Here is a 25,883-nt window from a genome sequence, read left to right on the forward strand (position 1 = left end):
TGGTGATCGAACTCAGCACGGGCGACTCCGTCATCGGATACCGTACGCATTCAACCCCGGCGCACAGCGCTCCTCGAAAGACACTCGCGTGCCTCAGCGTACGCGACCCCTGTCCAGCCGGGCAAACCACCCCCTCCACCCCGCGGATACCCTGATCGCCGTGTCGGACGACGAACGCCATGCGCAGGCCAACGCGCTGCTGGGAACTACCGCGACCACCCGGACCAAGATCGGTTCGGCGGACAGCGAACGCGCGAGCAGGCGCTGGTGGGACGCCGATGCCGACCAGTACCACCAGACCCACGCCGACTTCCTCGGCGTCGATTCGCCCGAGGGCGAGTTCGTCTGGTGCCCGGAGGGCCTGCACGAGGGCGATATGGGCTTCCTCGGCGAGCTGAGCGGCAAGACCGTGCTGGAGATCGGCTGTGGTTCCGCGCCGTGTTCGCGCTGGCTGGCGGGCCAGGGCGCGTATCCGGTCGGCCTCGATCTGTCGATGGGCATGCTCGAGCGGGGTGTGGCGGCGATGGCGCGGGGCGGGCCGCGGGTGCCGCTGGTCCAGGCGGGCGCCGAGGCGCTGCCGTTCGCCGACGCCTCCTTCGACCTGGCCTGCTCGGCCTTCGGCGGGGTCCCGTTCGTCGCCGATTCCGCGCTGGTGATGCGGGAGGTCGCCCGGGTGCTGCGGCCGGGCGGGCGCTGGGTGTTCTCGGTGAACCACCCGATGCGCTGGATCTTCCCCGACGATCCCGGCGCGGACGGCCTGGTCGCGCGCATCCCCTATTTCGACCGGACGCCGTATGTCGAGGTCGACGGCGACGGGGTGCCGACCTATGTCGAGCACCATCGCACCATCGGTGACCGGGTCAGGGAGATCGTCGGCGCCGGCCTGACCCTGCTCGACATCGTCGAACCCGACTGGCCGGAGTGGCTGGACCGGGAGTGGGGTCAGTGGTCGCCGTTGCGCGGGGAGATCTTCCCCGGCACCGCCATCTTCGTCACCGAGAAGCCGGGCGCCTAGAACTCGGGCAGCGCCGCGAAGCCGGGGTCGACCCGCACGTTGGGCACGGTCTCGGCGATCCAGCGGCGGGCCCTGGTCAGGGCGTGCTCGGGGAACACGGCGTCGAAGCGGACGTCGTCGGACAGGAGATAGGGCAGGCGCCCGCGCAGTCCCGGCGCGTACGGGTGCGGCGGGCACATCTCGGCGCGGTGGACCTGCGCGCCGATCGAGGATTCCCGCAGCCCGGGCACCCCGGTCTCCGGACAGATGATCTGGAAGACCGCGGAGCACCGGTCCTTGGGCACCACGATCGACGCGGCGAAGACGAGCTCGGCCCGCGGACCCGGCAACTGCGTCTTCTCCACCCGCAGCAGCGCGGGCAGCTGGTCGACCCACACCACGAACGCCTCGATCAGACAGCCGGTGCGGGCGTGGTGCTCGGCCAGCCGCCTGCGCAGCCGCGGCAGATCGTGCAGCCGGGCGGGCAGGTCGGGCGCGCCGTCGACATAGGTCAACGCGACGACATCACGAGTGGCCGGATTCCCCCAGGTCGTGTTGTCCAACTGCTGCATTCCAGGAATGTCGAACGAGATGGGCACCGGGACAACTTACCGGCGCGGACGAGTTCGGTTGTCCCCGTGCGCGGTAGAATGTGCCGCTCAGGCGGAAATACGTGCTTCGACCAAGTCCACCAGCCAGGAGTGGTGACCGATCACCACCGCGCGGCTGCGCGGCGTGGCCAAGACCGGGGCCAGCGCGGTCCGGAACGCCTCGGCGGTGGCGCGGTCGTCGAAATCGAGGTCGACGAGGACCCGGACCGGGTCGCCCTCGACGCGGCCGACGCGGTAGGTGCGCACCCCGCGCTCGGCGCGGAAGCGTTCGTACTGGTCGAAGGCCGCCTTCCAGGTGTCGTAGTCGCGCACGGTGTTGTCGATGTGCAGGGTGGTGGTCATGGTCGCCTCCGTTGCTCGATGGGATACATCGAGTGTCGGCCCGATCGATGCCCCGCCGACATCCCTGATGCTGGGGGTTTTCGCCGTAGACTGAGCCGGTGCCGAGCGCCTTGGCCGACCGGGTGAGCCGGCTGTGCCGTGCCGATCACTCCGCCAAACGACTGCGCGAGCTCGTGTTGGCCGAGATACGGCTGTCGATGCCGTTCACCGGCCATGTCTTCGCGCTCACCGACCCGGTCACCGCGGTCGCGACGGCCCCGCTCGCCGATCTGCCCGGACTCGATCTGGCGCGCCTGCCGGACCTGATCCGGGCCCGCTATCTCACCCCGCTCAATCGCTGGGACACGCTGCGCGGCACCGGCGCCCGTTCCCTGCTCGAGGCCACGGGCGGGGAACCCGACCGCTCGCTGCTGTGGCGCACCGCCCAGCGGGCCCTCGGCGTCACCGACTCGGCCACCGTCACCTTCGCCGATCGCTACGGCTGCTGGGGATTCCTGGAATTGCTCCGGGCCGACGAATCACCGTTCACCAGAAGCGAACTCGCCGCCCTCACGGCACTGACGCCCGCGATGTCGACCGCACTGCGCGCCACGGTCGGCGCCGGGTTCGTCGAATCCGGCGCGCAGCTGCCGCCGCTGGGCCCCGCGGTCGTCCTGCTCGACGACGACCTGCGCGTGCGCTCGCAAACCGCGGCCGCCGCCGCGTCGCTGCTGCGCCTGCTCCCGCCCGACGAACCCGTCCCGCCGGTCCCCGCCTCGGTCTACAACGCGGGCGCCGCGCTGCTCGCCGCCGAGGCGGGCACCCCGATCGGCCCCGCCTCCGCCCGCATCCACCTGGGCGGCAACCGCTGGCTCACCGTGAAGGCCGACCGCCTCGGCGAGCACGACATCGCCGTCGCCCTGGAACCGAGCACCGCCGCCGAACGCCTGGACCTGTTCACCCGCGCCCACGGCCTGTCCACTCGCGAATCCCAGGTCCTCACCCTGCTGGCCACCGGCCTGGACTCCCGCGAACTGGCCGCCGAACTCGTCCTCTCCGAGCACACCGTCAACGACCACGTCAAAGCCATCCTCGCCAAGTCCGCCACCCGCACCCGTCAACGCCTGCTCACCCGCGTCCTCGGCATCAGCTGACGCGGGCGCTATTTCGAGCGGGGCTTGCGGCCCGCCTGGTCGAGGGCGAGGCGGAGGGCGTACTCGATCTGGGAGTTGACGCTGCGCAGGTCGTCGGCCGCCCACTTGGCGATGGCCTCGTGGACGGCCGGGTCGAGCCGCAGCAGGACCTTCTTGGGTTCCTTCTTCGGCACCGTCATCGCGGTCAGGCGTAAAGGGATCCGGTGTTCACGACCGGCTGGGTGGCGCGGTCGCCGCAGAGGACGACGAGCAGGTTCGAGACCATGGCGGCCTTGCGTTCCTCGTCGAGTTCCACGGTGCCCGCCGCGGCGAGGCGGTCCAGCGCCAAACCGACCATGCCGACCGCGCCCTCCACGATCTGGGTGCGCGCGGCGACCACCTGGGCGGCTTGCTGGCGGACCAGCATGGCCTGGGCGATCTCGGGCGCGTAGGCCAGATGGGTGATCCGGGCCTCGACGACCTCGATACCGGCGGTGAGGGTGCGCGCGCGCAGTTCCTCGGTGAGCTCCTCGGCCACCTCGGCGCCGTCGCGCAGGCTGGTCCGGGCATCGTCGTGCGCGTCGTAGGGGTGGGTGGTGGCGAGGTGGCGCACCGCCGCCTCGGACTGGGTCTCGACGTACTCCTCGTAGTCGTCGACCGCGAACGCGGCCTTGAAGCTGTCGACCACCTTGTAGACGACGACCGCCGCGATCTCGACCGGATTGCCGTCGGCGTCGTTGACCTTCAGCTTCTGCGTCTCGAAGTTGCGCACCCGCAACGAGATCGACTTGCGGTCGGTCAGCGGGAGCACCGAGAAGAACCCGGGGTCCGACACCGAGCCGACGTAGCGGCCGAAGAAGGTGACGACCTTCGCCTCGTTGGGGTTGACGATGATCAACCCGGTGGCGAGCACCGCCAGCACCAGCACGATGACGGCCGCGGCCACCGCGCCCGCCCAGGCGAGCGCCCCGCCGTCGTGCTGGGTGGCGGCGATGAACGCGAAAACGGCGGCGGCGCCGAACACCAGGGTGAGCACCAGCCACCCCAGCAAGACGACGAATCCGTTGACGCGGAATGCGGACCGCAGCTCCATGACATCCTCCCGATATCTGAGTGATATCACCAAGATAGTAGAGATCGGCCGGATCGACAAGCGTCGGAATCCCTACGCGGGCGCGATATTGCGGTTGAAACGGAACATATTGCGCGGGTCGTGGACCGCCTTGGCCGTGACCAGCCGGGCGTAGGTGTCCGGGGTGTAGCCCGCCGCGGTCTGCGCCGTGTCCGCGGCGGCACCCGCGCCGTAGAGGAAGTTCAGGCTGTGCCCGATCGTCCACGGTGCCAGCGCTTCCCGGACCGCGGCCAGGCCGGCGGGCGCGGTGTCGCCCGCCGCGCCGGTGATCACCCGGACGACGAACTCCGCGTCGCGGTGGTCCACCGACGACGCGTCGCCGTGCCGCAACGCCCCGCCCAGGTGCCGGATGTCGACGACGGCGTCGACCGGGCCGCCGGGGGCGGTCAGCGCGCGCAGTGCCGCGATGCCCTCGCCGGTCAGCTCGGACAGCAGCGCGTTGGTGGCGGCGTAGGCGTGCGGGAAGTCCGGGTCGCTGTGGATGGTGTGCGACTCGCTGTACGGCAGGACGCGCAGGTCGTCGCGCAGCCGGTCGCCGATCGCGCGCAGGGGCGCGACGAGCCGTTCGCCGTCCTCGGCGGAGCCGTCGAAGGCGATCCGGATCGAGGCGACGTGCCTGCCGCGCATCGGTTCCGGCACCGGCGGGATGTCCGGGAAGGTGACCACCGCGATCGTCGAGGTGAGGGTGTCGGGCAGCGTCGCGGTCCACCGCCGCCAGGTGTCGAGCGCCGGGTCGACCAGCGGGGTGTCGAAGATCAGCTGGCCGCCGTACACCTCGGTCACGGGCACCAGCCCGAGCTCCAGCGCGGTGACCACACCGAAGTTGCCGCCGGAACCGAGCACCGCGTCGAACAGCTCGTCGGCGGGGGTGAGCGTGCGCATCCGCCCGTCGGCGGTCACCAGGTCGATCGCGCGCACATGGTCTGCGGCATAACCGAATTCGCGGGCCAGCAACCCGAGCCCACCGCCGAGCACGTACCCGACGACACCCACCGAGGGCGAGGAACCGTTGAGCGGCGCCAGCCCGTGCGCGGCCGCCGCCTCGACCAGGGCACCGGCCCGCACCCCGGCACCGATCCGCGCGATGCGCGTGCGCGGGTCGACGGTGATGGCGTCCATCCGGCGGGTCGTGATCAGCACGCCGTGGTCGGCCGCCACCGAGAGCCCGTGCCCGGTCGCCTGCACGGCGACCGGAAGTCCGTGCCGGGCGGCGTATTCCACGGCGGCGCGCACGTCCTCGGCATGCACCGCGCCGACGACCAGGGCCGGACGGTGGGTGTAGGCGGTCTGGAACCCGGCCACCTCCTCGGCGTAGCCGGGGTCGGCCGGGGTGAACACCGGGCCGGTGAAGCGGAGGGAATCGAGGGTCTGCGCTGCGTTCTCGGTCATGCTCTCGACTGTGCCCCCGCGCCATCGAGAAGTACAACAGATAGTCTTTCTCGACTCGATAACTGTCAGTTATGGGAACCGCTAGAATCCCGGGATGGAACTGCGGCAGCTGCGGTATTTCGTCACCGTCGTCGACGAGGGCGGGTTCACGCGCGCGGCCGAGCGCCTGCACCTGACACAGCCGGGACTGAGCGCGCAGATCAGGCAGCTGGAACGCGAGCTGGGGCAGCCACTGCTGGTCCGGGGCACCCGCTCGGTGACACCCACCGAGGTCGGGTCCGCCGTGCTCGGGCACGCGCGGGCCGCGCTGGCGGCGGCCGACCGGATCGGCGAGACCGTGCAGGAATTCACCGGGCTGCTGCGCGGGCACGTGCGGCTGGGGGTGATCTCCGGTGCGGCCACCGAGGAGTTCGATGTCGCCGGGGTGCTCGCCGACTTCCACGACGATCACCCGCAGGTGGGAATCAGCCTCACCGAGGACACCGCCGAGCGGATGCTGGCCGCCATCGAGCGCGGCGAGCTGGATCTCGCGATCGTCGGATTGACCGGCGCCGCACCGGGTCCCGGCGTCGGCCTCGAGGTGATCCTCGAGACACCGGTGGTCGCCGCCGTCGCGCTCGACGCACCGGTCGATCCCGCCGAGTCGGCCGGCACGATCACCCTGGCGGCGTTGACCGATCGACAGCTCATCTGCCTGCCCACCGGGACCGGGCTGCGCGGCATCTTCGAACGCTCCTGTGCCGCTGCCGGTTTCACGCCACAGGTCGCGTTCGAGGCCGCCGCTCCCCCGCTCCTGCTGCGCCTGGCCGCGCGGGGTCTCGGCACCGCGGTCGTGCCCGCCCTCACCCCGGCCGAGGCCGACGCGTTCGGCGTGCGCGCCCTGGCCATCGTCGAGCCGCGCATCCACGGCCGCCTCGCGATCGCCTGGCGTACCGACCGTCCCGGCAGTCCCGCGGCCACCGTGCTGCTCGGCCAGCTGCGCATCGCGCTCGGGAGCCGTGCCCGTGGGTGATGTCGGCATCGCTCGAGTACCCGCACGAACCCCACCGCACTCGACTCCGTCGCCCGGTGTGCTCAGCGCCGGTGGGCGGTCGCCGACGCGCAGGCTTCGGCGTAGCCGCGCACCAGGGGGCGGACGTCGTCGGCACGCCAGGCCAGCGCGAGTTCACACGGGCTGAGGCCGGTCACCGGCCTGGTCACGACGCCGTCGTGGGCGACGAGCGGGGCGTTGCCGGTAGCGAGCAGCACCACGCCGTCACCGTTGACCAGGGCTTCATAGGTCTCCTCGGTACTGGAGACCTCGGCGCCGATGATCGGGGGCCGACCGGCGCGCGCATCGACGGCCAGCCAGTAGTCACGCAGGGCGCCCGCGGTGGCGGGCAGCGCGAGGAAGGGTTCGTCGAGGAGGTCGGCGAAGGCGATGGTGTCACGACCGGCGAGACGATGGGTGTCCGGTAGAGCGACGAGGCGGGGTTCGGTGGCGACGACCAGCCAGCGGTAGCGCTCGCTGTCGGCCAGCGGGAGCCAGACATAGGCGACATCGGCGGACCCGTCGGCCAGACCGGCGGTCGGATCGTCCCAGCCGACTTGGCGCAGCACGGGTTTCGCATCGGGGAAGGCGGCGGCGAACCGGGAACGCACGGCGGGCAGGATGCCCCGGCCGGGACTGGTACTGATCCCGATCGACAGCTCCGCCTGCTGGGCGGCCTTCGCCGACGCCACCGCGGCTGCGGCCGCGTCCCACGCGGCCAGCACCCGACGGGCCTGCGGCAACAGCGCCGCCCCGACCGGGGTCAGCGCGACCGAGCGCGAGTCCCGCACGAACAGCGCCGCGCCGAGCTGACTCTCCAGCTTGCGGATCTGTTTGCTCAGGGCGGGCTGGGAGACGTAGAGCCCGTCGGCGGCCGCCGTGAAGTTCAGCGATTCGGCCACCGCGACGAAATAGCGCAGCTCGCGCCCGTGCACGTCCATAACCACTGGTTATCACAGCGGGTATTGGACGGTCGCGCGCCGCGACGGAAGTATCAGCGGCACAACAGGAATCGATCGAGGAGACCCTGATGAGCAACCCCCAGATCTGGCTGGTCACCGGTGCGAGCAGCGGCTTCGGCCGGGCCATCGCGGAGGCGGCGATCGCGGCGGGCGACACCGTCGTCGCCGTGGCCCGCCGCACCGCGCCCCTGGACGATCTGGTCGCCGCGCACCCCGATCAGCTCGAGGCGATCGCCCTCGACGTCACCGACACCGCGCGCATCGACGCGGTCGTGGCCGATGTGGTCGCCCGGTACGGGCGGATCGACGTACTCGTCAACAACGCGGGCCGCACCCAGGTGGGCGCGGTCGAGGAGACCACCGACGCCGAACTGCGTGACCTGTTCGACCTGCACGTCTTCGGCCCCGCCGCCCTCACCCGCGCCGTCCTCCCGCACCTGCGCGCGCAACGCGGTGGCGCGATCGTGCAGATGAGCAGCTTCGGCGGGCAGCTGTCCTTCGCGGGCTTCGCCGCCTACAGCGCGACGAAGTTCGCGCTCGAGGGCCTGTCGGAGGCGCTGGCCGACGAGGTCGCCCCGTTCGGCATCAAGGTGCTGATCGTGGAGCCCGGCGGCTTCCGCACCGGACTCATGAGCCCCGGCGCCGCGACCCTCAGCACCGAGACCGACGCCTACGCCGACACCGTCGGCCCGACCCGCCGCATGGTCGAGACCAGCGACGGACTCCAGCCCGGCGATCCGGCCAAGGCCGCCGCCGCCATCCGCGCGGCACTGGCCGCGGACAAGACGCCGCTGCGGCTGCCGCTGGGCAACGACGCGGTCGACGCCATCCTCGGCCATCTCGACTCGGTGCGCACCGAGCTGCTGGAGTGGGAAACCATCGCCCGCGGAACCGATTTCGACGACCACTGACCGCGACGGCCCGGACCGCGGTCACGGTCCGGGCCCCGCGGGCGTCACGCCGCGATCGGGTCGGCCTGCGCCACACCGTGATCGCGCGTCGAGCGACGACCCGCCACCTCGCGCAGCACGAGGTAGATCGGGAAGGCGATGGGCGACAACAGGATCGTGCCGACCAGCAGCGGACCCATCAGCAGCGGAGGGATGTCGCGCGCGCGGCTGTCGAGGTAGATCCAGCGGCCGAGGAACAGGTCCCAGGCGATGATCTGCGCCCACAGGGCCGTCAGCACGGCGGGGTCGGCGACGGCGTCGGTGATCGCGGCCAGCGACGGGGAGCTCACCAGCGACCACATCGCGCCGAGGACCGGGACCGCGACGATCGCCCAGACGACCAGCGGCACCAGCGTGATCCACGGCGAGCCGATGATCGCGCGGGTCCGGCGCCAGGTGGGCGCCAGGATCATCAGCGCCCAGAACGGGACGGTGACGAAGAAGGACAGGTCGAACAGCGTGCTCATGCGGGGACTGCCTTTCGGACGCCGATCGCGCTCGCGATCGAGATCAGGGTGCCGAGAACGACGCCGGTGAGGATCACGGCGGCCACGGTCAGGGTGGTCTGGTCGGGGTGGATGAGCGGTTGGCCGCGCAGCGCCTGCCAGGTGACCAGCGCGAGCACCGCGGCGTAGCCGGCGGCCATGGTGACGACCAGGCCGAGGCGCACCCGCAGCACCCGCAGCAGCGGGATCCGGGGCGCGAGCAGCACCAGCAGCGCGGCGAACAGCGGCACCGCCTGCAGGGCGTGCATGCCGACGAAGTGCGGGATGCGCAGGTCGCCGTCGGTGGTGCTCCAGCCGGTCAGCGGCATTCCCGGGGTGCCGTCGGGCGCGCCGACGGTGTGCGCGCCCGCGATGCCGTCGACCCCGGATTCGCGGCCCGGCATGAGATTGCCCAGCGCCAGGCCGACCAGGGTGATGGCCAGCCCGAGCCGGATCGACCAGGTGATCGCGGCGTCCCCGATCCGGCTCAGCGAGAGCTGCACGGCGACGACCATGGTGGCCAGGAACAGCACGATGATGGTGCTGCCCATGGTGATCCACAGGACGGCGTCGAGGGTGGTCGTCATGTTGTAGTGGCTGCGGTTGCCGCGGATGACCTGCCCGAAGATGACCAGCTGCTCGATCGCCCCGGCGACCACGATCACCGTCGCCATCGCCCCGGTGAGCCGGGAAGCCTTGGGCCGCAACGAGATCAGCCAGGCCAGTGCCAGGCAGTAGAACACGAACGAGATCGCGAACTTGCCCGGCTTGAACCAGGCGGTCGACCCGGCTATCACCCGGTCGTCGACCAGCATGCCGATCACCGCGACCACGGCGAGCACGGCGTTGACGGCGGCGAAATACAGCAGTGGACGGTGCAGTGGGGCGCGGCGGCGGGGCAGCGAGTCGACGGGCTGGACGGACATGGCGCATCTCCCAGTGATAGATAGTTCTACTATCCGTTATGGATAGTTAGACTATCCGCAAGCCGGGCAGTCGGCAAGGGGGCCGAGCGACAACGGAGGTAGCGGTGCGAATCTCGGAGTTGAGCGAGCGCAGCGGCATCGCGGTGGCGACGATCAAGTACTACCTGCGGGAAGGGCTGCTGCCCGCGGGCGCGCGCACCAGCCCCAATCAGGCCAGTTACGGCGAGGAGCACCTGCGCAGGCTGCGGCTGGTGCGCGCGCTGATCGAGGTGGGCGGACTACCGGTGGCGACGGTGGGCGATGTGCTCGCCGCCGTCGACTCCCCCGATCTGTCGCTGTTCAGCCTGCTGGGCGTGGTCCAGGGCAGCATGTCCGCCCCCGCGCCCGCCGCACCCGAGGCCGACTGGGATCGCGCGTACGAGACCGTGCGCGCGGAGATGGACCGGCGCGGCTGGGAAACGAAACCGAGCCCGGAGGCGATCGACACGCTCACCTCGGTGCTGGTGCGCCTGGCCCAGCTCGGCTACACGGACTGGGGCACCACGGCCCTGCCCACCTATTTCGACGGTGCGCGAGTGATCGCGGAGACCGATGTGGCGACGGCGTTGGCCGCCGGCGGGCGCGAGGACATCGTCGACGCCGTGGTGGTGCTGACCGTCCTCGGCGACACCGCCCTGGCCGCCATCCGCCGCATCGCCCAAGCACAGGTGTCGCTGGAGCGACTGACCGTCGACGAATGAGAAACGGCCCCGCGGACAGTCCGCGGGGCCGTTCGCTCACCAGCTCAGAGCAGGCGCGACAGGAAGGCCTTGGTGCGCTCGTGCTGCGGGTTCGCCAGCAGTTCGCGCGGCGGACCCGACTCGACGACGACACCGCCGTCCATGAACACCAGCTCGTCGGCGACCTCGCGGGCGAAGCCCATCTCGTGGGTCACCACCAGCATGGTCATGCCCGAGTCGGCGAGCTCGCGCATGACGGTGAGCACCTCGCCGACCAGCTCGGGGTCCAGCGCCGAGGTGGGCTCGTCGAACAGCATCAGCTTGGGATCCATCGCCAGCGCCCGCGCGATCGCCACGCGCTGCTGCTGACCGCCGGAGAGCTGCGCCGGATAGGCGTTGCGCTTGGCGGACAGGCCGACCCGGTCGAGCAGTTCCTCGGCCCTGGCGATCGCGTCGGCCTTGCGGATCCCGCGCACCTGGGTGGGCGCCTCGATCACGTTCTCCAGCGCGGTCCGGTGCGGGAACAGGTTGAAATGCTGGAACACCATGCCGATGTCGCGTCGCTGGATCGCGGCATCGCGCGGATGCATCTCGTAGAGCTTGCCGTTCTTCTCCCGGTAGCCGACGAGCTCGCCGTCGACGTAGAGCCGGCCCGCGTTCACCTGTTCGAGGTGGTTGATGCAGCGCAGGAAGGTCGACTTGCCCGAGCCGGACGGCCCGACCAGGGTGAGCACCTTGCCGCGCTGCACCTCGAGCGAGACGCCCTTGAGCACCTTCAGCGCGCCGAAGTTCTTGCACACCCGGTCGGCGAGCACCATCGGCGGCGTCGTCACTGCTGGTTCGCTCATTTCGCCTTCACCGCCGCCTGCGCCGTGGCCAGTTCCTCGAGCTGCTTGGCCGTCAGCTGCCGGGTGGCACCGCGCGAGTAGTAGCGCTCCAAGTAGTACTGCCCGATCATCAGGATGCTGGTGATCGCCAGGTACCAGGTGGCACAGACGAGCAGCAGCGGGATCGGCTGGAAGTTCACGCCGTAGATGTCACGGGCGCGACCGAACAGGTCGGTACTGAGCGGGATGGCCGTGACCAGCGAGGTGGTCTTGAGCATGCCGATCAGCTCGTTGCCGGTGGGCGGGATGATCACCCGCATCGCCTGGGGCAGCACCGTGCGGCGCATCGTCTGCGTCCACGACATGCCCAGCGCCACCGAGGCCTCGCGCTGCCCCTCGCCGACGGAGTTGATGCCCGCGCGCACGATCTCGGCCATGTAGGCGGCCTCGTTGAGGCCGAGACCGATCACCGCGAACAGGAACGCCGCCTGCAGATGCTGCACGTCCAGGTGGAAGAACTGCGGACCGAACGGCACGCCGAGGTCGATCTGCTTGTACAGCGAGGGCACCAGGCCCCAGAACACCAACTGCACGAAGACCGGGGTGCCGCGGAAGATCCACAGGTAGACCCACGCGGTGGTGCGCAGCACCGGGTTCGGCGACAGCCGCATGACCGCCAGCACGGTGCCCAGGCCCACCGCGATCGCCATCGCGAGCACGGTGAGCTCCAGGGTCACCAGCGCGCCCGCGGTGATCCGGCTGTCGAACAGGTACTTGGCGTAGGTGTCCCACCGGTAGGCGGGGTTCGTGGCCGCGCCGTAGGCGAACAATCCCACCAGGATCAGGATGATTGCCGCCGCGATCCAGCGGCCCGGCCTGCGCAGCGGGACCGCTTTGATCGGTTCGGGTTCGGTGCCCGGTCCGGGCACCTCCGCCGCGTCGTTGCGCTCGGTCACGTCAGCTCACAGCGCCGTTGATCACCGAGGTCTTGATCTGGCCGTCCTGGACGCCCCAGTTGGTGGTGATCTCGCCGTACTTGCCGTTGTCGATCAGGTGCTGCAGCGCCTTCTGCAGGGACGCCGCCAGCGGCGAGCCCTTCTGCACGGCCCAGCCGTAGGGCGCGGAATCGAACAGCGGGCCAGCGGCCTCGATCTTGCCGCCGCTCTGCTTGATCGCGTACGCGGTCACCGGGGAGTCGGCCGACATCGCGTCGACCTGGCCCAGTACCAGCGCGTTGGTCGCGGCGCTCTGCTCGTCGAAGGCCTTCATATCGATGGCCGGCTTACCCTCGGCGACACACTTGGCGCTCTTGGCGGGAATCTCGTCGGTGTGCTCGACCGTAGTGGACTGTACGGCGACTTTCTTGCCGCACGCATTGTTCGGATCGATGGCTTTACCGGTTTGCTGGGCCCACTGGATGCCCGCGGAGAAATAGGTCGTGAAATCGACCTGCTGTTCGCGTTCGCGCGAATCGGTGATCGAGGACATACCCACGTCGTAGGTACCGGCCTGAATCGCGGGAATGATCTTCTCGAACGAGGATTCGACGTAGTCGACCTTCAGCCCGAGGGTGGTCGCGACGGCGTCGAGGAGGTCGACGTCGAAGCCGACGATCTTGCCGCTGGCATCCTTGTACTCGTTCGGCTGGTAGGGCACGTTGACGCCGACCACCAGCTTGCCTGCCTGCTTCACCTTGTCGGGAACGGCCGCGGCGAGCGCGTCGACCTTCTCCACCGACACCTTGGTCACCTCGGCGGTCTCACCCTCGGTGTTGTTGGCACAGCCGGCCAGCACCAGGGCACCGGCGGCCGCGGTACACAACAGCCGCGCGGCGCTGCGGCCGAGAACAATACGAACAGACAAAGGAGCCTCCACATTTCACGTCGACGCCGGCCACGTGTCAGCGCCTGTTTGGCAATGTATGCGAACCGGACACAGCGTGGTGCGACAGTAACCGAAGATTAATCAGCCAATGTGAAAGGGGTCCCTTCACCTCCGGTGCACGCGCGCTCTGACCTGCTCGGTGAATTCGCTGGTGGAAGCCAGCCCACCCAGATCCGCGGTCGCGATTCCGGCCGCCAGCGTGGCCGCGACAGCCCGGTTGATCCGCTCCGCCGCGTCGTGCAGTGCGCGGTCGTCGTCGCGAACGGCCAACCACCGCAACAGCATCGCCGCCGACAGTTGCAGCGCCGCCGGGTTGGCGCGATTGCGGCCGGCCAGGCCGGGCGCGGCGCCGTGCACGGCCTGGGCCATCGCCTTGGTGTCGGAGCAGTTCAGCGACGCGGCCATACCGAGCGAGCCGGCCAGCTCGCCCGCGAGGTCGGAGAGGATGTCACCGAACAGGTTCTCGGTGACGATCACGTCGTAGGCCCCCGGCGTGCGGACCAGGTGCGCGGCCATCGCGTCGACGTGCTCGTCGTCGACCCGCACGTCCGGATACTGCGCGGCCACCTCGTAGCAGACGTCGCGGAACAGCCCGGTCGTCATCGGCAGCACGTTCGCCTTGTGCACCACCGTGACCCGCTTGCGCCTGCCCTGGGCCAGCCGCAGCGCCTGGTGCGCGATCCGCTCGCACGCCTGCCGGGTGATCACCGCGACCGCCATCGCCACGTCCGGGGTCGGCCGGAACTCCCCCGATCCGGCGAACATGTTGCGATCGGCGTAGAAGCCCTCGCTGTTCTCGCGCACGATCACCAGGTCGATGTCGGGCGCGCTCGCCCGCACCCCGGCGAACGCGGCCGCGGGCCGGATGTTGGCGTAGAGCCCGAGCCGCTTGCGGATGGTGCCGCCCGGCGCCACCCGCATGTCGGTGGGATAGGACGCGTTGTCGTGCGGGCCGAGGATCCACGCGTCGAGGTCCTCGAGCGCGACCAGCGTCTGCTCGGGCAGCGGGTCGGCGTAGGCGGCGATGGCGTCGTGACCCATCAGCAGCGGCACCCACTCCACCGGGCCGAGCCCGGCCGCGCCGATCGCCTCGTCGACGACCGCCCGCGTCGCGGCGACCACCTCGGGGCCGATTCCGTCTCCGTCGATCACACCGAGCCGCAGGCTCGCCTTCGCACCGTTCACCCGTCCATCCTCGCGCCTGAGGGGACCGAGTCGGCCACGGGGACACGCGGGAGCGACTACTTTCTGCAGATCATGGTGCAGTCGGTGGAGTTGCTCCTGGACGAACACGGCGAGGCCGAGGTCCGGCGACAGTGGGCGGTGCTGGCCGAGGCGGGGATCGGCAGCCCGCGCGGCGCGACCCACCGGCCGCACGTCACGGTCGCCGTGGCGCGCGAGATCTGGCCCCGGATCGACCACGCGCTGGCCGGGATCGAGTTCCGGCCGCTGCCGATCCGGCTGGGCGGGCTGCTCGTCTTCGGCGCCCGCAGGCCGATCCTGGTGCGGCCCGTCGTGGTCACCGAGGAGCTGCTGGCGCTGCAACGCCGGGTCCACCACCTGGTGCGACCGTGCCCCGGCATCCCCGCGACGATGGCGCCGGACGCCTGGACACCGCACGTCACGCTGGCCCGGCGGGTGCCGCCGGAGCGGCTCGGCGCCGCGATCGGCGCGGTGGCCACCGACCACGATTTTTCCACCGTTGTGGTGGGCATTCGCCGCTGGGACGGGGACGCGCGGCAGGAGCACCTCGTGGTCGGTGGAAGATAGAGGGACGCCACGGCGTTACAGCCGAGGACACCGACAAGGAAGGGACGTCATGGCCACCCAGACGCTGACCCAGCAGAACTTCGACGAAGTAATCACCGGAAACGACGTGGTCCTCGTCGATTTCTGGGCTTCCTGGTGCGGACCGTGCCGCAGCTTCGCGCCGACCTACGAGGCCTCCTCCGACAAGCACACCGATGTGGTGTACGGCAAGGTCGACACCGAGGCCGAGCAGGGACTCGCGGCCGCCGCGAACATCCAGTCCATCCCGACCATCATGGCCTTCCGCGAGGGCGTGCTCGTGTTCGCCCAGCCGGGCGCGCTGCCGCCTGCCGCGCTCGAGGACCTGGTGACCCAGGTCAAGGGCCTGGACATGGACGAGGTGCGTAAGCAGATCGCCGAGCAGGCCACTCCCGCCGAATAGGCACCCGAAACGCGAAGGGTCCGTTCACCTTTGGTGAGGTGAACGGACCCTTGCGTGCTTTTCGGCTCAGCCGGCGAGCAGGTTGAGCCCCGCGATCATGGCGCGGACGCTCGACTCGGCGGCATCGGCGCGCATGGCCGCGGCCCAGCCGCGCTTGCCGTTGAATTCGCACAGCACGAAGGTCGCGATGCCCTCGGCGGTGCGGCGCTGGTGGAACTGCAGGATCTCGAGGGGGTAGCCCTCCTCGTAGAGTGCCGAGGTCATGGCGGCGACCGGGCTACCGGCGGCGATGACGGTGCGCAGGTGGTCGGCGAACTCCAGCGTCGCGGTGAAATCCGTTCCGGAACAGGTGAATTCGCGCAGGGTGATCGGCCCCTCGATCCGGGTGTACCGGTCGAGGAACTCGGTGGGAGTCAGGTTGTCGGTCTCGGCGCGCAGCCCCTTGGGGGCGGCGTCGAACAGGGCACGGTCCAGTGTCAGCAGTGTCATTGCAGGTGAGGTCTTCCCGAAGATCGTCTTCGTTGGCAGGTGGGACCAGCAGAACAATGAAAATCAGCCCGCAGCGAGGGGGCCGGTCCGAATCAGACCCCGCTACGGCGGGTTACTACGAGAAGAATCTGCCGTGTGGCTGCCTGCGCGGTCTGCGCAGCAGCGACCGCGCGGTCGCGGTCAGCGACAAGCAGCGCGGCGAAGCGGTCGGCGGGATTCGGCACGGGATCGAGGATAGGGCGATCGTCGCGAAACCGCAACTTACTTCCGGCCCCGCCGTGTCTACTCGTGAGTACCATCACCGCAGCTCAGCGCGCACGCGCTCGGCGCCGGGTACGGTGGTCGCATGGGTACGGTCTTCGCGATGACGATCCCCGGGCTGGCGATCCTGCTGATCCTGCTGGCGCTGCTCGAGGTGGTCGTCAACCGGCTCACCGGGACGCGTTTTCTGCCGTGGACGCGCAAGCGCAGCGGGCCCGCGGTGGCGGCGACCGGCTTCGAGCACCTCACCGCGATGTTCCAGGGGTCCAAGCACCACGAGTTCGAGCAGCGGCAGAGCACGCTGATGCACCGGGAGACGCCGTCCGAGGGTGCGCCGCCGCGGGATCAGGTGGATCTCAACGGCGGGTCGGCCACCCTCGTGGCCCGCGGCAAGTGAGCCGTATCCGCTAGTCCCCCAGCGGTTTCCGTCCCTCGGCCAGCCGCTCGACCGCGGCGAGCGCCCGCGCGGAACCGTCCACGTCGACCTGCAGGCGCAGCCCGTCGGGGCGCCGGCTGGTGCGCAGCACGACCTTGTCGCCTGTCATCACCGGGCCGACGTGCTCCACGATCGCCCGGTACGGCAGCTCGTGGCGGTCGGGGTGGGCGGCGAGCGCCTCCTCCACGGCCTCCCAGTAGACGGCGTTGTTGACGTGGCCCAGCCGGTCCACATCGGTCACCCGCAGCGGGAACGGCACCGCCTCACCCTCCGGCCCGTCGAGCTCGGTGAGGGCCGCGCGCCAGCGCAGCCGGTGCTCGGTGGTGCTGGCCAGCATCGGCGCCATGAACGCGTCGCTCATCCGGGCGGGCCGCCCGGCCACCGGGTCGATGTGGATCAGGAAGGCGGCTGCCTCGATGTGCCCGCCACGTTCGCCCTTCAGCTGAATTCGCATGTCGCACCAGCGATTCGACAGCGCGTCGGCCCACCGGCGCAGCTGCACGCGGTCGCCGAACTCGATCGGCTCGTAGACGTCGATCACGGTGCGCCGCACGATCCACGCCTGGTGGCTGTCGCCGTCCTCGACCGCGTCCAGGTGATCGAAGCCGATGTCCTGCAGATAGCGGGCCACCGCGTCGAGCCGCAGCCGGTCCTGCCCGTCGGTATCGCCGAGGCGCACCGGCCACGAGGCCGCGAAAGCCTGCTCGAGGTCCGGGCAGGAGGGCAGAGGAGTCGCGATGACATCGGCGGTCATACCGCCGATGCTGCCACACCCGGCGCGCGAAACGATGACGCATCTCCGGCCGGGCCGGGACTAGCCGCCCTCGGCGGCCTGCCTGATTCCGTCGACGTGGCCCGCCCACATCGCGCGGGCGTGCTCGGCCTCGGCCGGGCTCGCGTTGTTGTCCTGGCTCAGCGTCAGATGGGTGCCCGTCGCGCTGCCGGACAGCTCGTAGGTGAGCGTGTGGTAGTTCTCGGGCCGGTCGGGAGCGCCGCTGAGCGGGCTGTAATGAGTGAGTCGCAGCAGCCGGCCGGGCTCGACGGCCAGGATCTCCCCCTTGTCCTCGTAGGCGGTGCCCTCGTACTCGCCCGTCCAGGTGATCGGGCTCCCCGGCAGCCAGTCGGTCGACACCTCGGCCCCGAACATGAACCGGCGGATCTGCGCCGGATCGGTCAGCACGGCCCAGACCCGGTCCGGTGACGCGGTGATCTCGGTGTCGGCGGTGGCCACGAATCCGGTCATGACACTCAACTCCTTCGGTCGACACCCACCACGCTACGACCGCGCGGCCCCGAAGTCTTGGACGAAGGCGACACCCGCCGTCCAGGCGTACTCGTACTCCGGCACCGCGAACCCGGCGTCGAAATGCCCGATCCTGGCGTCGGTGCGGCGCCAGCCGCGATGCTCGTAGAAGGCGATGGCCGCGCTGTTCTCGCGCAGCACCTCCAGGTAGACCGGGCGATCGGGGTACGCACGCAGCGACCAAGCCAGACCGGTCTCGATCAGGCCCGTACCGATCCCCCGGCCGAGTCGTCCCGGCCGGGCGTGCAGGTTGTCCAGGAGCACCCGCCCGTCGGGCATCGGCCGCAGATAGACGAACCCCAGCAGCTCGCCGTCCTCCTCGGCCACCAGGAACCCCGGCGTCCGCGCGTCGACCAGGATCGACCGCCACCGCGCGGCCAGGTCGGCGGGCATCGGCCCCGCGAGATACGCCGCGGGCAGGATCCCGGCGTAGGCGACCCGCCAGCTGGCAGCGTGCAGTGCGGCGACGGCCGTCGCGTCGGCGACGCCCCCGGGTCGGATCAGCATCCGGCCATTGTGCCGACCGGATCGGCGACGGCGCCACCGCAGAACTCCGCCGTGGCGCCGCGCCGGGGTGAGCGAGGTCAGTGGGCGGCCGCGTCCCAGCTCCGGCCGGTGCCGACCGACACGGTGAGCGGCACCGAGAGCTCGATGGCGGACGACATCTGTTCGCGGGCAAGGGCTTCCAGTGCCTCGCGCTCGCCCTCGGCGACCTCGAAGACGAGCTCGTCGTGGATCTGCAGCAGCATTCGCGAGCGCAGGCCCGCCGCGCGGATCGCGGTCTGCACATTGATCATCGCGACCTTGATGATGTCGGCCGCGGTGCCCTGGATCGGCGCGTTGAGCGCCATCCGCTCGGCGGCCTCGCGGCGCTGGCGGTTGCTGGAATCCAGGTCGGGCAGATAGCGGCGGCGGCCGAACAGGGTCTGGGTGTAGCCGACCTTGCGGGCCTCGTCGACGACCTCGGACAGGTAGTCGCGGATGCCGCCGAAGCGGTCGAAGTACACGTCCATCTGCTCTTTGGCCTCGGCGGTGCTGATCTTCAGCTGGGCCGAGAGGCCGTAGGAGCTCAGGCCGTAGGCCAGACCGTAGGACATCGCCTTGATCCGGCGGCGCATTTCCGGGTTCACCTCCGACAGCGGGATGTCGAAGGCCTTCGACGCCACGAAAGTGTGCAGGTCCTCGCCGGAGTTGAAGGCCTCGATCAGGCCCTCGTCACCGGACAGGTGCGCCATGATCCGCATCTCGATCTGGCTGTAGTCGGCCGTCATCAGCTCGGCGTAGCCCGGACCGACGACGAAGGTGTCGCGGATCTGGCGGCCGGTGTCGGTGCGGATCGGGATGTTCTGCAGGTTCGGCTCGGTCGAGGAGAGCCGGCCGGTGGCGGCGATGGTCTGGTTGAAGGTGGTGTGCACACGGCCGTCGTCGGCGACCGACTTGAGCAGGCCGTCGACGGTGACCTTGAGCCTGGTCGCGTCGCGATGGGCCAGCAGATGCTCCAGGAACGCGTGGCCGGTCTTCTCGAACAGCGACTCCAGCGCGTCGGCGTCGGTGGTGTAGCCGGTCTTGGTGCGCTTGGTCTTGGGCATATCGAGCTCGTCGAACAGGACCACCTGCAGCTGCTTGGGCGAGCCGAGGTTGATCTGCTTGCCGATCACCTCGTAGGCGGAGTTGGCCGCCTCGGTGACCCGGTCGGCGAACTGGCGCTGCAGCGATTCGAGCTGGTCGACATCGACGGCGATGCCCGCCTCCTCGAGCGTGCCGAGCACGCCGAGCAGCGGCAGTTCCATCTCCTCGAGCAGCGCCGTCGACTCGATCTGGGCCAGTTCCTGGTCGAGCGCCTCGGCGAGGTCGGCGACCGCGCGGGCGCGCAGCATCTCCTCGCGGGCGATGTCGGCGGCGACGGTGTCCTCGTCGTCGAGCAGCGAGAGCTGGCCCGAGTCGCCGGTCTCGGCGCGCAGTTCGCGCTTGAGGTAGCGCAGGGACAGATCGTCGAGGTTGAAGCTGCGCTGACCGGGGCGGACCAGGTAGGCCGCCAGGGCGGTGTCGCTGGTGAGCCCGGCCAGGGTGAGTCCGCGCCCGCGCAGCGCGTGCTCGGCGGCCTTGGCCTCGTGCAGCGCCTTGGGGACGGCCGGGTCGGCCAGCCAGGCGCCCAGCGCGGCCTCGTCCTCGGTGCTCAGCGCGGTGAGGTCGACGTAGCCGCCCTCACCGTCGGCGGCGGCGATGGCCAGCGCGCGGGCGTCGCCGTGCACCGGGGTGCCCGTGCCGACGATCGAGAGACCGTGGCGGACACCGGCTTTCGCGTGCTCGGCCAGCCAGTCGGCGACCTCGCCCCGCTCCAGGGCGGCGCCGCTGATCTCGAAGCCCGATTCGGCCTCGGGCTCCGCGGAGCCCAGGGTCTCGAACAGCCGGTCGCGCAGCACCCGGAATTCCAGGTCGTCGAAGAGCTGGTGGATCTTCTCCCGATCCCACGGCGCCTGGGCCAGCTGGTCGGGGGTGTAGGGCAGCGGCACCTCGCGCACCATCTCGGTGAGCTGGCGGTTGAGCACCACGCTCGACAGGTTCGCCCGCAGCGAGTCGCCGACCTTGCCCTTCACCTGGTCGACCTTGTCCACCAGGGTGGCCAGGTCGCCGTATTCGCGGATCCACTTGGCCGCGGTCTTCTCACCGACGCCGGGGATGCCGGGCAGATTGTCGCTCGGGTCGCCGCGCAGTGCCGCGTAGTCGGGGTACTGGGCCGGGGTCAGGCCGTACTTGGCCTCCACCTCCGCCGGGGTGAAGCGGGTGAGGTCGGAGACGCCCTTGCGCGGGTACAGCACCGTGACGTCGTCGTTGACCAGCTGGATCGCGTCGCGGTCACCGGTGACGATGAAGACCCGGTAGCCCTGGGCGACGGCCTGGGTGGTGAGCGTGGCGATCACGTCGTCGGCCTCGTAGCCGTCGATCGCCATCACCGGGATGCCGAGCGCGCCGAGCACGTCCTTGGTGAGTTCGACCTGACCACGGAACTCGTCGGGCGTCGCGCTGCGGTTGGCCTTGTACTCCGGGTACGCCTCGGTGCGGAAGGTCTTGCGGGACACGTCGAATGCCGCGGCCACGTGACTGGGCTTCTCGTCGCGCAGCAGATTGATCAGCATCGAGGTGAAGCCGTACACCGCGTTGGTGGTCTGCCCGGTGACGGTCTTGAAGTTCTCCGCCGGTAGCGCGAAGAACGCGCGATAGGCCAGCGAGTGCCCGTCCAGGAGCAGCAGCGTCGGCCGCTCACCCCCGGAGGCGGTGGTCGTTGTCGATGCCTGAGCAGTCGTCGGTGAACTCACCCGGATGAGTGTAGGGACCACCACCGACACCCCCGAACCCCGCCGCGCCGGTCGGGGCCCACCGCACCGACGAAACCGGCCCCCGCCACGCTCGTGGAGCGGGACGGGGGCCGGTTTCGCGCGGTCGACAACTCAGTCGTGACCCAGGTAGGCCGACATGACGGCGGGATCGGTGAGCAGGGCCGACCCCGCGCCGGTCTTGGTGACCTCGCCGGTCTCCAGGATGTAGGCGCGGTCGCTGCGGGTCAGTGCCTGCTGGGCGTTCTGCTCGACGAGCAGGACCGTGGTGCCCTGGCGGTTGATCTCGCTGATGATCTTGAAGATCTGCTGGATCACCATGGGCGCCAGACCCATCGACGGTTCGTCGAGCAGCAGCAGCTTCGGCCGGGCCATCAGGGCGCGGCCGATGGCCAGCATCTGCTGCTCACCGCCGGAGAGGGTGCCGCCGACCTGCTTGCGCCGCTCGGCCAGCCGCGGGAACAGCTCGAAGATCCAGTCCAGCGTCTGCTGGTACTCGGCCTTCTGCTCGAACGGCCTGCCGTAGCAGCCCATGTCGAGGTTCTCGGCCACCGTCATCCCGGGGAACACCCCGCGGCCTTCCGGCGCCTGGATCAGGCCCTGGACCACCCGGTCGTGGGCCTTCATCGTGGTGATGTCGGTGCCCTCGAACAGGATCCGGCCCGAGGTGAGCGGCAGCAGGCCCGACAGCGCGCGCATGGTGGTGGTCTTGCCCGCGCCGTTGGCACCGAGCAACGTCACCAGCTCGCCCTGCTGGACCGACAGCGAGATCCCGTGCAGCGCTTCGATTCTGCCGTAGTTCACGACCATGTCGCGCACCTCGAGCAGCGGCACCGGCTGCTCGGGGGCGGCCGCCGGCTCCTCCCGCGCCGCCGCCACCACGGTGGCCGGGGCCTGGGTGGGCGCGACTGCGGCCGCGGCGGCGGCGCCTGCCTCGCCCCGGACCTCCTCGATGGTGTCCGCGTCGGGCACACCGAGGTAGGCGGCGATGACGGCCGGGTCCTCGCGGACCTCGGCGGGCAGGCCGTCGGCGATCTTGCGGCCGAACTCGAGCACGACGATCCGGTCGGTCACGCCCATCACCAGGCGCATGTCGTGCTCGATCAGCAGGACGGTGTAGCCGTCGTCGCGGATCTTGCGGATCAGCTCCATCAGCGCCGACTTCTCGCTGGGGTTGAATCCGGCGGCGGGCTCGTCCAGGCACAGCAGCTTGGGCTCGGTCGCCAGCGCTCGCGCGATCTCGAGCCGGCGCTGGTCACCGTAGGAGAGGTTGCGTGCCTTCTCCACCGCGCGCGGCGCGATGCCGACGAACTCGAGCAGCGCCATGCCGCGCTCGATCGCGTCGCGCTCCTCCCGGCGATGCTTCGGCGTGCGGAACACCGCGCCGGGCACCGAGGTGCTGTGCCGGGCGTCGGTGCCGACGACCACGTTCTCCAGCGCCGTCATCTCACCGAAGAGCCGCACGTTCTGGAACGTGCGCGCGATGCCCAAGCGGGTGATCTCGTTGCGCTTGGTCTTGGCCAGCGCCCGCCCGTCGAAGTGCACGCTGCCACCGGCCGGCTTGTAGACGCCGGTGATCGCGTTGAAGCAGGTGGTCTTGCCCGCGCCGTTGGGGCCGATCAGGCCGAGGATCTCGCCGCGGCGGATCTCGAAGCTGACGCTGTCGAGCGCGGTCAGACCGCCGAACTTCACCGTCAGCCCGTCGGTGCGCAGCAGCGGTTCCCCCACCGCGGTCTCGATGTCGCGGTGCGGGGCGACCACATCGGCCACGGTCTCCGCGTCGCCGAGGGCGGGCAACACCGCGGTGACGTCGACCTCGCCCACCGGTTCGATCTCCGGCGGGGGCTTGTACCCGGCCGACATGTCCTCGTTGTCGTACAGCGCGTCTCCCGCGCCCGGCCCGGTCATCGCCCTGCTCCGATCGGTTCGGCCGCCGGCTTGCGCACGACCGCCTGGTACACCTGTCTGCCGTAGGTGAGCAGTTTCTGCCGCACCGGGAACAGACCCTGTGGCCGCAGAATCATCATCACCACCAGCGCGATGCCGAAGTAGAGGTACTTCAGGTCACCGAGATTCTGCGCGCCGCCCTTGCGGTAGAGCAGCACGCTGCCCAGCAGCAGCAGGCCGAAGATCACCGCGAGGATCGTCACGGTGATCACCCCGCGCCGGACCCAGACGCCCAGCGCGTCACGGCGCCACCGCCACAGCAGCCACAGCCCGACCAGCAGCGCGACGTCGAGGCCGAGCAGCAGATAGCCGGTCGACTCGCTCGACACCAGCTGCACCGACTGCAAGCGCATCGGCAGGTACGCGATCAGGAACGCGCCGACGATCACGCCGAGCTTGTTGCCCGAACCACCGAGCACCACCGCGCACAGGAACAGCATCGACAGGATGATGTCGAACTGCTTGGGATTCACGTAGGTGACCTGTCCGGCGTACATCGCGCCGGACAGACCGCCGACGGAGGCGCCGATCACGAACGCCCACAGCTTGAACTTGAAGGTCGGCACGCCCATGATCTCGGCGGCGTCCTCGTCCTCGCGGATCGCGACCCAGGAGCGGCCGACCCGGCTGCGCTCGAGGTTGCCGATGACCAGCAGGACCACGACGACCAGCGCCATGCCGAGCCAGAACCACCAGGTGCCGTTGTTGGCGCGCTCGAGCGGATTCGAGCTGTCGGGGTCGCCGAGGTTGCCCGGGGAGAAGTAGCCACCGGGATGGGCCTCGGATTCGCCGACCTGCGGGTAGGCGATCTTGGACAGGCCGAGGCTGCCGTTGGTCAGTTCCTCGAGGTTGTCGGCCATCAGGCGGACGATCTCACCGAAGCCCAGGGTCACGATCGCCAGGTAGTCACCGCGCAAGCGCAGCGTCGGCGCGCCGAGCACGAGACCGGCGAACGCGGTCAGCGCGACCGCGATCGGCAGGCAGGCCAGCCAGGCCCAGCTGGGATTGAGCCAGCCGCCGTCGGTCTGGTTCCACGGACTGTTCGGGCTGGTCAGCAGGCCGACCGTGTAGGCGCCGACGGCGTAGAAGCCGACGTAGCCGAGGTCGAGCAGACCGGCCTGACCGACGACCACGTTCAGGCCGATGGCGATCAGCGCGTACATGGCGAACTGCGCCATCACACCGCCGAAACTCACACCGGGGGTGTCGATCAGCGGGGGCGGGTACAGCGGCAGGATCGCCAGCACGGCGATGACCGGCACGCCGACGGCCCATTGGCCGGGCCGGGACAGCCCGTCCCACCAGTCGCGGATGGAGTCGCCGAGGCCGCGCCGATCCTGGGTCGCCACCGGGGTTTTCGTCAGGTCGGTCATGCGCGCGCCCTCCCCAGGCTCTCGCCGAGGATGCCGGTCGGCCGGAACATCAGCACCGTCACCAGCAGGACGAAGGCGACCACGTCACGCCATTCGTTGCCGAACAGGATCTGGCCGTACTGCTCGGCGACGCCGAGGATCATGCCGCCGAGCAGCGCGCCGCGCAGGTTGCCGATACCACCGAGCACCGCGGCGCTGAACGCCTTGATACCGAGGATGAAGCCGCCGGAGAAGATGATGCCGGTCGGGATGTAGAGGGTGTACAGCATCGCGGCCGCGCCGGCCAGCAGGCCGCCGATGAGGAACGTGAGCACGATGACCCGTTCCCGCGAGACGCCCATCAGGGTCGCGGTGTCGGGGTCCTGGGCGACCGCGCGGATGGCGCGGCCGAACTTGGTGCGGTTGATGACGATCTCGGTGGTGATCGCGAGCACGATGGCCGCGGCGATGATCACCAGCGCCACATTGGTCACCTGCGCGCCGAGGAAGGTGAACTGCACCTTCGGCTCCACCAGCCGGATGCCGGTCTGGGCGTTGGAGCCGCCGAGGCCGGGCCTGAGCTTGGGCAGGATGTAGTGGACGAACTCCTGGATCACGAACGACATGCCGATCGCGGTGATCAGGAATGCCAGTGGTTTGGCTCCGCGCTTGCGCAGCGGCCGGTAGGCGACTCGTTCCAGGCCGACCGCGGCGATTCCCGAGACCAGCATGCCGAACAGCATCGCCAGGCCGAGATAGACCACCGTGAGCAGGACGCCCTGGGAGTACGCGTTGCCGCTGGGGGCGAAGCCGAGCAGCTCCAGTCCCACATAGGTGCCGAACATGCCGAGCATGAAGATCTCGGAATGGGCGAAGTTGATCAGTCTCAGCACGCCGTAGACCAGCGTGTAGCCGACCGCGACCAACGCGTAGATCGACCCGTAGGTGAGACCGTCCACGGTCAATCGCCAGAACTGGTCGATCACCCCGGAGACGTTGAAATCGATGGACCCCTCGGCCAACAGGGTCACACCGAGCGAAGCCACTGATGTCATGATTTCTCTCGCGTCAGGCGAGCGGTGGGGGGGGGGGGGGGGGGGCCCCCCCCCCCCCCCCCCCGGGGGGGGGGGGGGGGGGGGGGGGGAGAACAAAAAAAAACCCACCAAACAAAGACACAAACGCAAAGCCTGAGGAGGGGAGTGAAAA

The 25,883-nt window shown here is 70.1% G+C and carries 28 protein-coding genes and 1 pseudogene; 8 read left to right on the forward strand and 21 right to left on the reverse strand.

What is annotated here, in order from left to right; genetic code table 11:
• Positions 1–160 precede the first annotated feature (160 nt).
• Complete coding sequence (locus ACFVW6_RS32280; protein ID WP_355284688.1) at positions 161–1,015, forward strand: class I SAM-dependent methyltransferase; 855 nt, start codon at positions 161–163, stop codon at positions 1,013–1,015.
• Here ACFVW6_RS32280 and ACFVW6_RS32285 read toward each other — a convergent pair.
• Both ACFVW6_RS32285 and ACFVW6_RS32290 read right to left on the reverse strand, forming a co-directional pair.
• Positions 1,012–1,566 carry a hypothetical protein gene (locus ACFVW6_RS32285; RefSeq protein ID WP_355284691.1) on the reverse strand — a complete coding sequence of 185 codons (555 nt, stop codon included), beginning with the start codon at positions 1,564–1,566 and terminating at the stop codon, positions 1,012–1,014. The genes ACFVW6_RS32280 and ACFVW6_RS32285 overlap by 4 nt on opposite strands.
• 87 nt (positions 1,567–1,653) lie before the next feature.
• Positions 1,654–1,947 carry a hypothetical protein gene (locus tag ACFVW6_RS32290; protein WP_378832698.1) on the reverse strand — a complete coding sequence of 98 codons (294 nt, stop codon included), beginning with the start codon at positions 1,945–1,947 and terminating at the stop codon, positions 1,654–1,656.
• A 98-nt stretch (positions 1,948–2,045) separates the two neighbouring features.
• Here ACFVW6_RS32290 and ACFVW6_RS32295 point away from each other — a divergent pair, with 98 nt between their 5' ends.
• Entirely contained in the window at positions 2,046–3,080 is a 1,035-nt protein-coding gene (locus ACFVW6_RS32295) for a LuxR C-terminal-related transcriptional regulator (RefSeq protein WP_378832696.1), read from the forward strand.
• Positions 3,081–3,088: 8 nt separating this feature from the next.
• Here the strand turns inward: ACFVW6_RS32295 and ACFVW6_RS32300 are convergent, their stop codons facing one another.
• The 3 genes from ACFVW6_RS32300 to ACFVW6_RS32310 form a co-directional block, all read right to left on the reverse strand.
• The gene (locus ACFVW6_RS32300) at positions 3,089–3,259 is read right to left on the reverse strand and encodes a hypothetical protein (protein ID WP_355284699.1); all 171 of its coding nucleotides are present in this window, start codon (positions 3,257–3,259) and stop codon (positions 3,089–3,091) included.
• Between the two features lie 5 nt (positions 3,260–3,264).
• The gene (locus ACFVW6_RS32305) at positions 3,265–4,152 is read right to left on the reverse strand and encodes an SPFH domain-containing protein (protein ID WP_378832692.1); all 888 of its coding nucleotides are present in this window, start codon (positions 4,150–4,152) and stop codon (positions 3,265–3,267) included.
• Positions 4,153–4,224: 72 nt separating this feature from the next.
• Positions 4,225–5,580: an FAD-binding oxidoreductase gene (locus ACFVW6_RS32310; RefSeq protein ID WP_378832690.1), complete on the reverse strand. Its 1,356-nt coding sequence runs from the start codon at positions 5,578–5,580 to the stop codon at positions 4,225–4,227.
• 94 nt (positions 5,581–5,674) lie between these two features.
• Between ACFVW6_RS32310 and ACFVW6_RS32315 the strand changes: the two genes are divergently transcribed.
• The gene (locus ACFVW6_RS32315) at positions 5,675–6,592 is read left to right on the forward strand and encodes a LysR family transcriptional regulator (RefSeq protein WP_378832688.1); all 918 of its coding nucleotides are present in this window, start codon (positions 5,675–5,677) and stop codon (positions 6,590–6,592) included.
• A 62-nt stretch (positions 6,593–6,654) separates the two neighbouring features.
• Here ACFVW6_RS32315 and ACFVW6_RS32320 read toward each other — a convergent pair whose 3' ends face one another.
• The gene (locus ACFVW6_RS32320) at positions 6,655–7,551 is read right to left on the reverse strand and encodes a LysR family transcriptional regulator (protein ID WP_378832686.1); all 897 of its coding nucleotides are present in this window, start codon (positions 7,549–7,551) and stop codon (positions 6,655–6,657) included.
• Between the two features lie 89 nt (positions 7,552–7,640).
• Here ACFVW6_RS32320 and ACFVW6_RS32325 point away from each other — a divergent pair, with 89 nt between their 5' ends.
• Positions 7,641–8,483, forward strand: coding sequence for an oxidoreductase (locus ACFVW6_RS32325; RefSeq protein ID WP_378832684.1), 843 nt, complete (start codon positions 7,641–7,643; stop codon positions 8,481–8,483).
• Positions 8,484–8,527: 44 nt separating this feature from the next.
• On the opposite strand, the gene ACFVW6_RS32330 is transcribed toward ACFVW6_RS32325, so the two are convergent.
• Both ACFVW6_RS32330 and ACFVW6_RS32335 read right to left on the reverse strand, forming a co-directional pair.
• Positions 8,528–8,989 (reverse strand): ABA4-like family protein, encoded by a 462-nt coding sequence (locus tag ACFVW6_RS32330; protein ID WP_378832682.1) that lies wholly within the window; start codon positions 8,987–8,989, stop codon positions 8,528–8,530.
• On the reverse strand, positions 8,986–9,933 hold the full coding sequence (locus tag ACFVW6_RS32335) for a hypothetical protein (protein WP_378832679.1): 948 nt from the start codon (positions 9,931–9,933) through the stop codon (positions 8,986–8,988). The genes ACFVW6_RS32330 and ACFVW6_RS32335 overlap by 4 nt, the downstream gene beginning before the upstream one ends.
• A 104-nt stretch (positions 9,934–10,037) precedes the next feature.
• On the opposite strand from ACFVW6_RS32335, the gene ACFVW6_RS32340 reads away from it, so the two are divergent.
• A complete protein-coding gene (locus tag ACFVW6_RS32340; RefSeq protein WP_378832677.1) occupies positions 10,038–10,673 on the forward strand; it encodes a MerR family transcriptional regulator in 636 nt (211 codons plus the stop codon).
• A gap of 44 nt (positions 10,674–10,717) precedes the next feature.
• Here ACFVW6_RS32340 and ACFVW6_RS32345 read toward each other — a convergent pair whose 3' ends face one another.
• The 4 genes from ACFVW6_RS32345 to ACFVW6_RS32360 all read right to left on the reverse strand — a co-directional run bounded on the left by ACFVW6_RS32345 (position 10,718) and on the right by ACFVW6_RS32360 (position 14,548).
• Positions 10,718–11,470, reverse strand: coding sequence for an amino acid ABC transporter ATP-binding protein (locus tag ACFVW6_RS32345; protein ID WP_378832919.1), 753 nt, complete (start codon positions 11,468–11,470; stop codon positions 10,718–10,720).
• Between the two features lie 26 nt (positions 11,471–11,496).
• Positions 11,497–12,435, reverse strand: coding sequence for an ABC transporter permease subunit (locus ACFVW6_RS32350; protein ID WP_378832675.1), 939 nt, complete (start codon positions 12,433–12,435; stop codon positions 11,497–11,499).
• Between the two features lies 1 nt (position 12,436).
• Positions 12,437–13,354 (reverse strand): ABC transporter substrate-binding protein, encoded by a 918-nt coding sequence (locus tag ACFVW6_RS32355; protein WP_378832673.1) that lies wholly within the window; start codon positions 13,352–13,354, stop codon positions 12,437–12,439.
• 114 nt (positions 13,355–13,468) lie between these two features.
• Positions 13,469–14,548: an isocitrate/isopropylmalate family dehydrogenase gene (locus tag ACFVW6_RS32360; RefSeq protein ID WP_355284723.1), complete on the reverse strand. Its 1,080-nt coding sequence runs from the start codon at positions 14,546–14,548 to the stop codon at positions 13,469–13,471.
• An 84-nt stretch (positions 14,549–14,632) separates the two neighbouring features.
• Between ACFVW6_RS32360 and ACFVW6_RS32365 the strand changes: the two genes are divergently transcribed.
• Together ACFVW6_RS32365 and trxA are read left to right on the forward strand one after the other, a co-directional pair.
• Positions 14,633–15,133 (forward strand): 2'-5' RNA ligase family protein, encoded by a 501-nt coding sequence (locus tag ACFVW6_RS32365; protein ID WP_355284726.1) that lies wholly within the window; start codon positions 14,633–14,635, stop codon positions 15,131–15,133.
• Between the two features lie 49 nt (positions 15,134–15,182).
• Positions 15,183–15,554: a thioredoxin gene (gene trxA / locus ACFVW6_RS32370; protein WP_355284728.1), complete on the forward strand. Its 372-nt coding sequence runs from the start codon at positions 15,183–15,185 to the stop codon at positions 15,552–15,554.
• 66 nt (positions 15,555–15,620) lie between these two features.
• Here the strand turns inward: trxA and ACFVW6_RS32375 are convergent, their stop codons facing one another.
• Entirely contained in the window at positions 15,621–16,043 is a 423-nt protein-coding gene (locus ACFVW6_RS32375; RefSeq protein WP_378832669.1) for a 2-keto-3-deoxygluconate kinase, read from the reverse strand.
• Between the two features lie 346 nt (positions 16,044–16,389).
• On the opposite strand from ACFVW6_RS32375, the gene ACFVW6_RS32380 reads away from it, so the two are divergent.
• A complete protein-coding gene (locus tag ACFVW6_RS32380; protein ID WP_378832666.1) occupies positions 16,390–16,701 on the forward strand; it encodes a DUF6191 domain-containing protein in 312 nt (103 codons plus the stop codon).
• 10 nt (positions 16,702–16,711) lie between these two features.
• Here ACFVW6_RS32380 and ACFVW6_RS32385 read toward each other — a convergent pair whose 3' ends face one another.
• The 8 genes and pseudogenes from ACFVW6_RS32385 to ACFVW6_RS32420 form a co-directional block, all read right to left on the reverse strand.
• Complete coding sequence (locus ACFVW6_RS32385; protein WP_378832663.1) at positions 16,712–17,494, reverse strand: acyl-[acyl-carrier-protein] thioesterase; 783 nt, start codon at positions 17,492–17,494, stop codon at positions 16,712–16,714.
• A gap of 60 nt (positions 17,495–17,554) precedes the next feature.
• Positions 17,555–17,983 carry an SRPBCC domain-containing protein gene (locus ACFVW6_RS32390; protein ID WP_378832661.1) on the reverse strand — a complete coding sequence of 143 codons (429 nt, stop codon included), beginning with the start codon at positions 17,981–17,983 and terminating at the stop codon, positions 17,555–17,557.
• A gap of 33 nt (positions 17,984–18,016) precedes the next feature.
• Positions 18,017–18,550, reverse strand: coding sequence for a GNAT family N-acetyltransferase (locus ACFVW6_RS32395; protein WP_378832659.1), 534 nt, complete (start codon positions 18,548–18,550; stop codon positions 18,017–18,019).
• Between the two features lie 77 nt (positions 18,551–18,627).
• Entirely contained in the window at positions 18,628–21,360 is a 2,733-nt protein-coding gene (polA, locus tag ACFVW6_RS32400) for a DNA polymerase I (protein ID WP_355284744.1), read from the reverse strand.
• A 132-nt stretch (positions 21,361–21,492) separates the two neighbouring features.
• Complete coding sequence (locus ACFVW6_RS32405; RefSeq protein ID WP_357350566.1) at positions 21,493–22,188, reverse strand: ABC transporter ATP-binding protein; 696 nt, start codon at positions 22,186–22,188, stop codon at positions 21,493–21,495.
• A gap of 147 nt (positions 22,189–22,335) precedes the next feature.
• Positions 22,336–23,241 (reverse strand): annotated as a pseudogene (locus ACFVW6_RS32410) (ABC transporter ATP-binding protein); the annotation flags it as partial.
• 41 nt (positions 23,242–23,282) lie between these two features.
• Positions 23,283–24,698 (reverse strand): branched-chain amino acid ABC transporter permease, encoded by a 1,416-nt coding sequence (locus tag ACFVW6_RS32415; RefSeq protein WP_378832655.1) that lies wholly within the window; start codon positions 24,696–24,698, stop codon positions 23,283–23,285.
• Positions 24,695–25,732 (reverse strand): branched-chain amino acid ABC transporter permease, encoded by a 1,038-nt coding sequence (locus ACFVW6_RS32420; protein WP_378832653.1) that lies wholly within the window; start codon positions 25,730–25,732, stop codon positions 24,695–24,697. The genes ACFVW6_RS32415 and ACFVW6_RS32420 overlap by 4 nt, the downstream gene beginning before the upstream one ends.
• Positions 25,733–25,883: the final 151 nt, after the last annotated feature.

This window comes from Nocardia sp. NPDC058244 (assembly GCF_042882065.1).
Taxonomy (GTDB): domain Bacteria; phylum Actinomycetota; class Actinomycetes; order Mycobacteriales; family Mycobacteriaceae; genus Nocardia.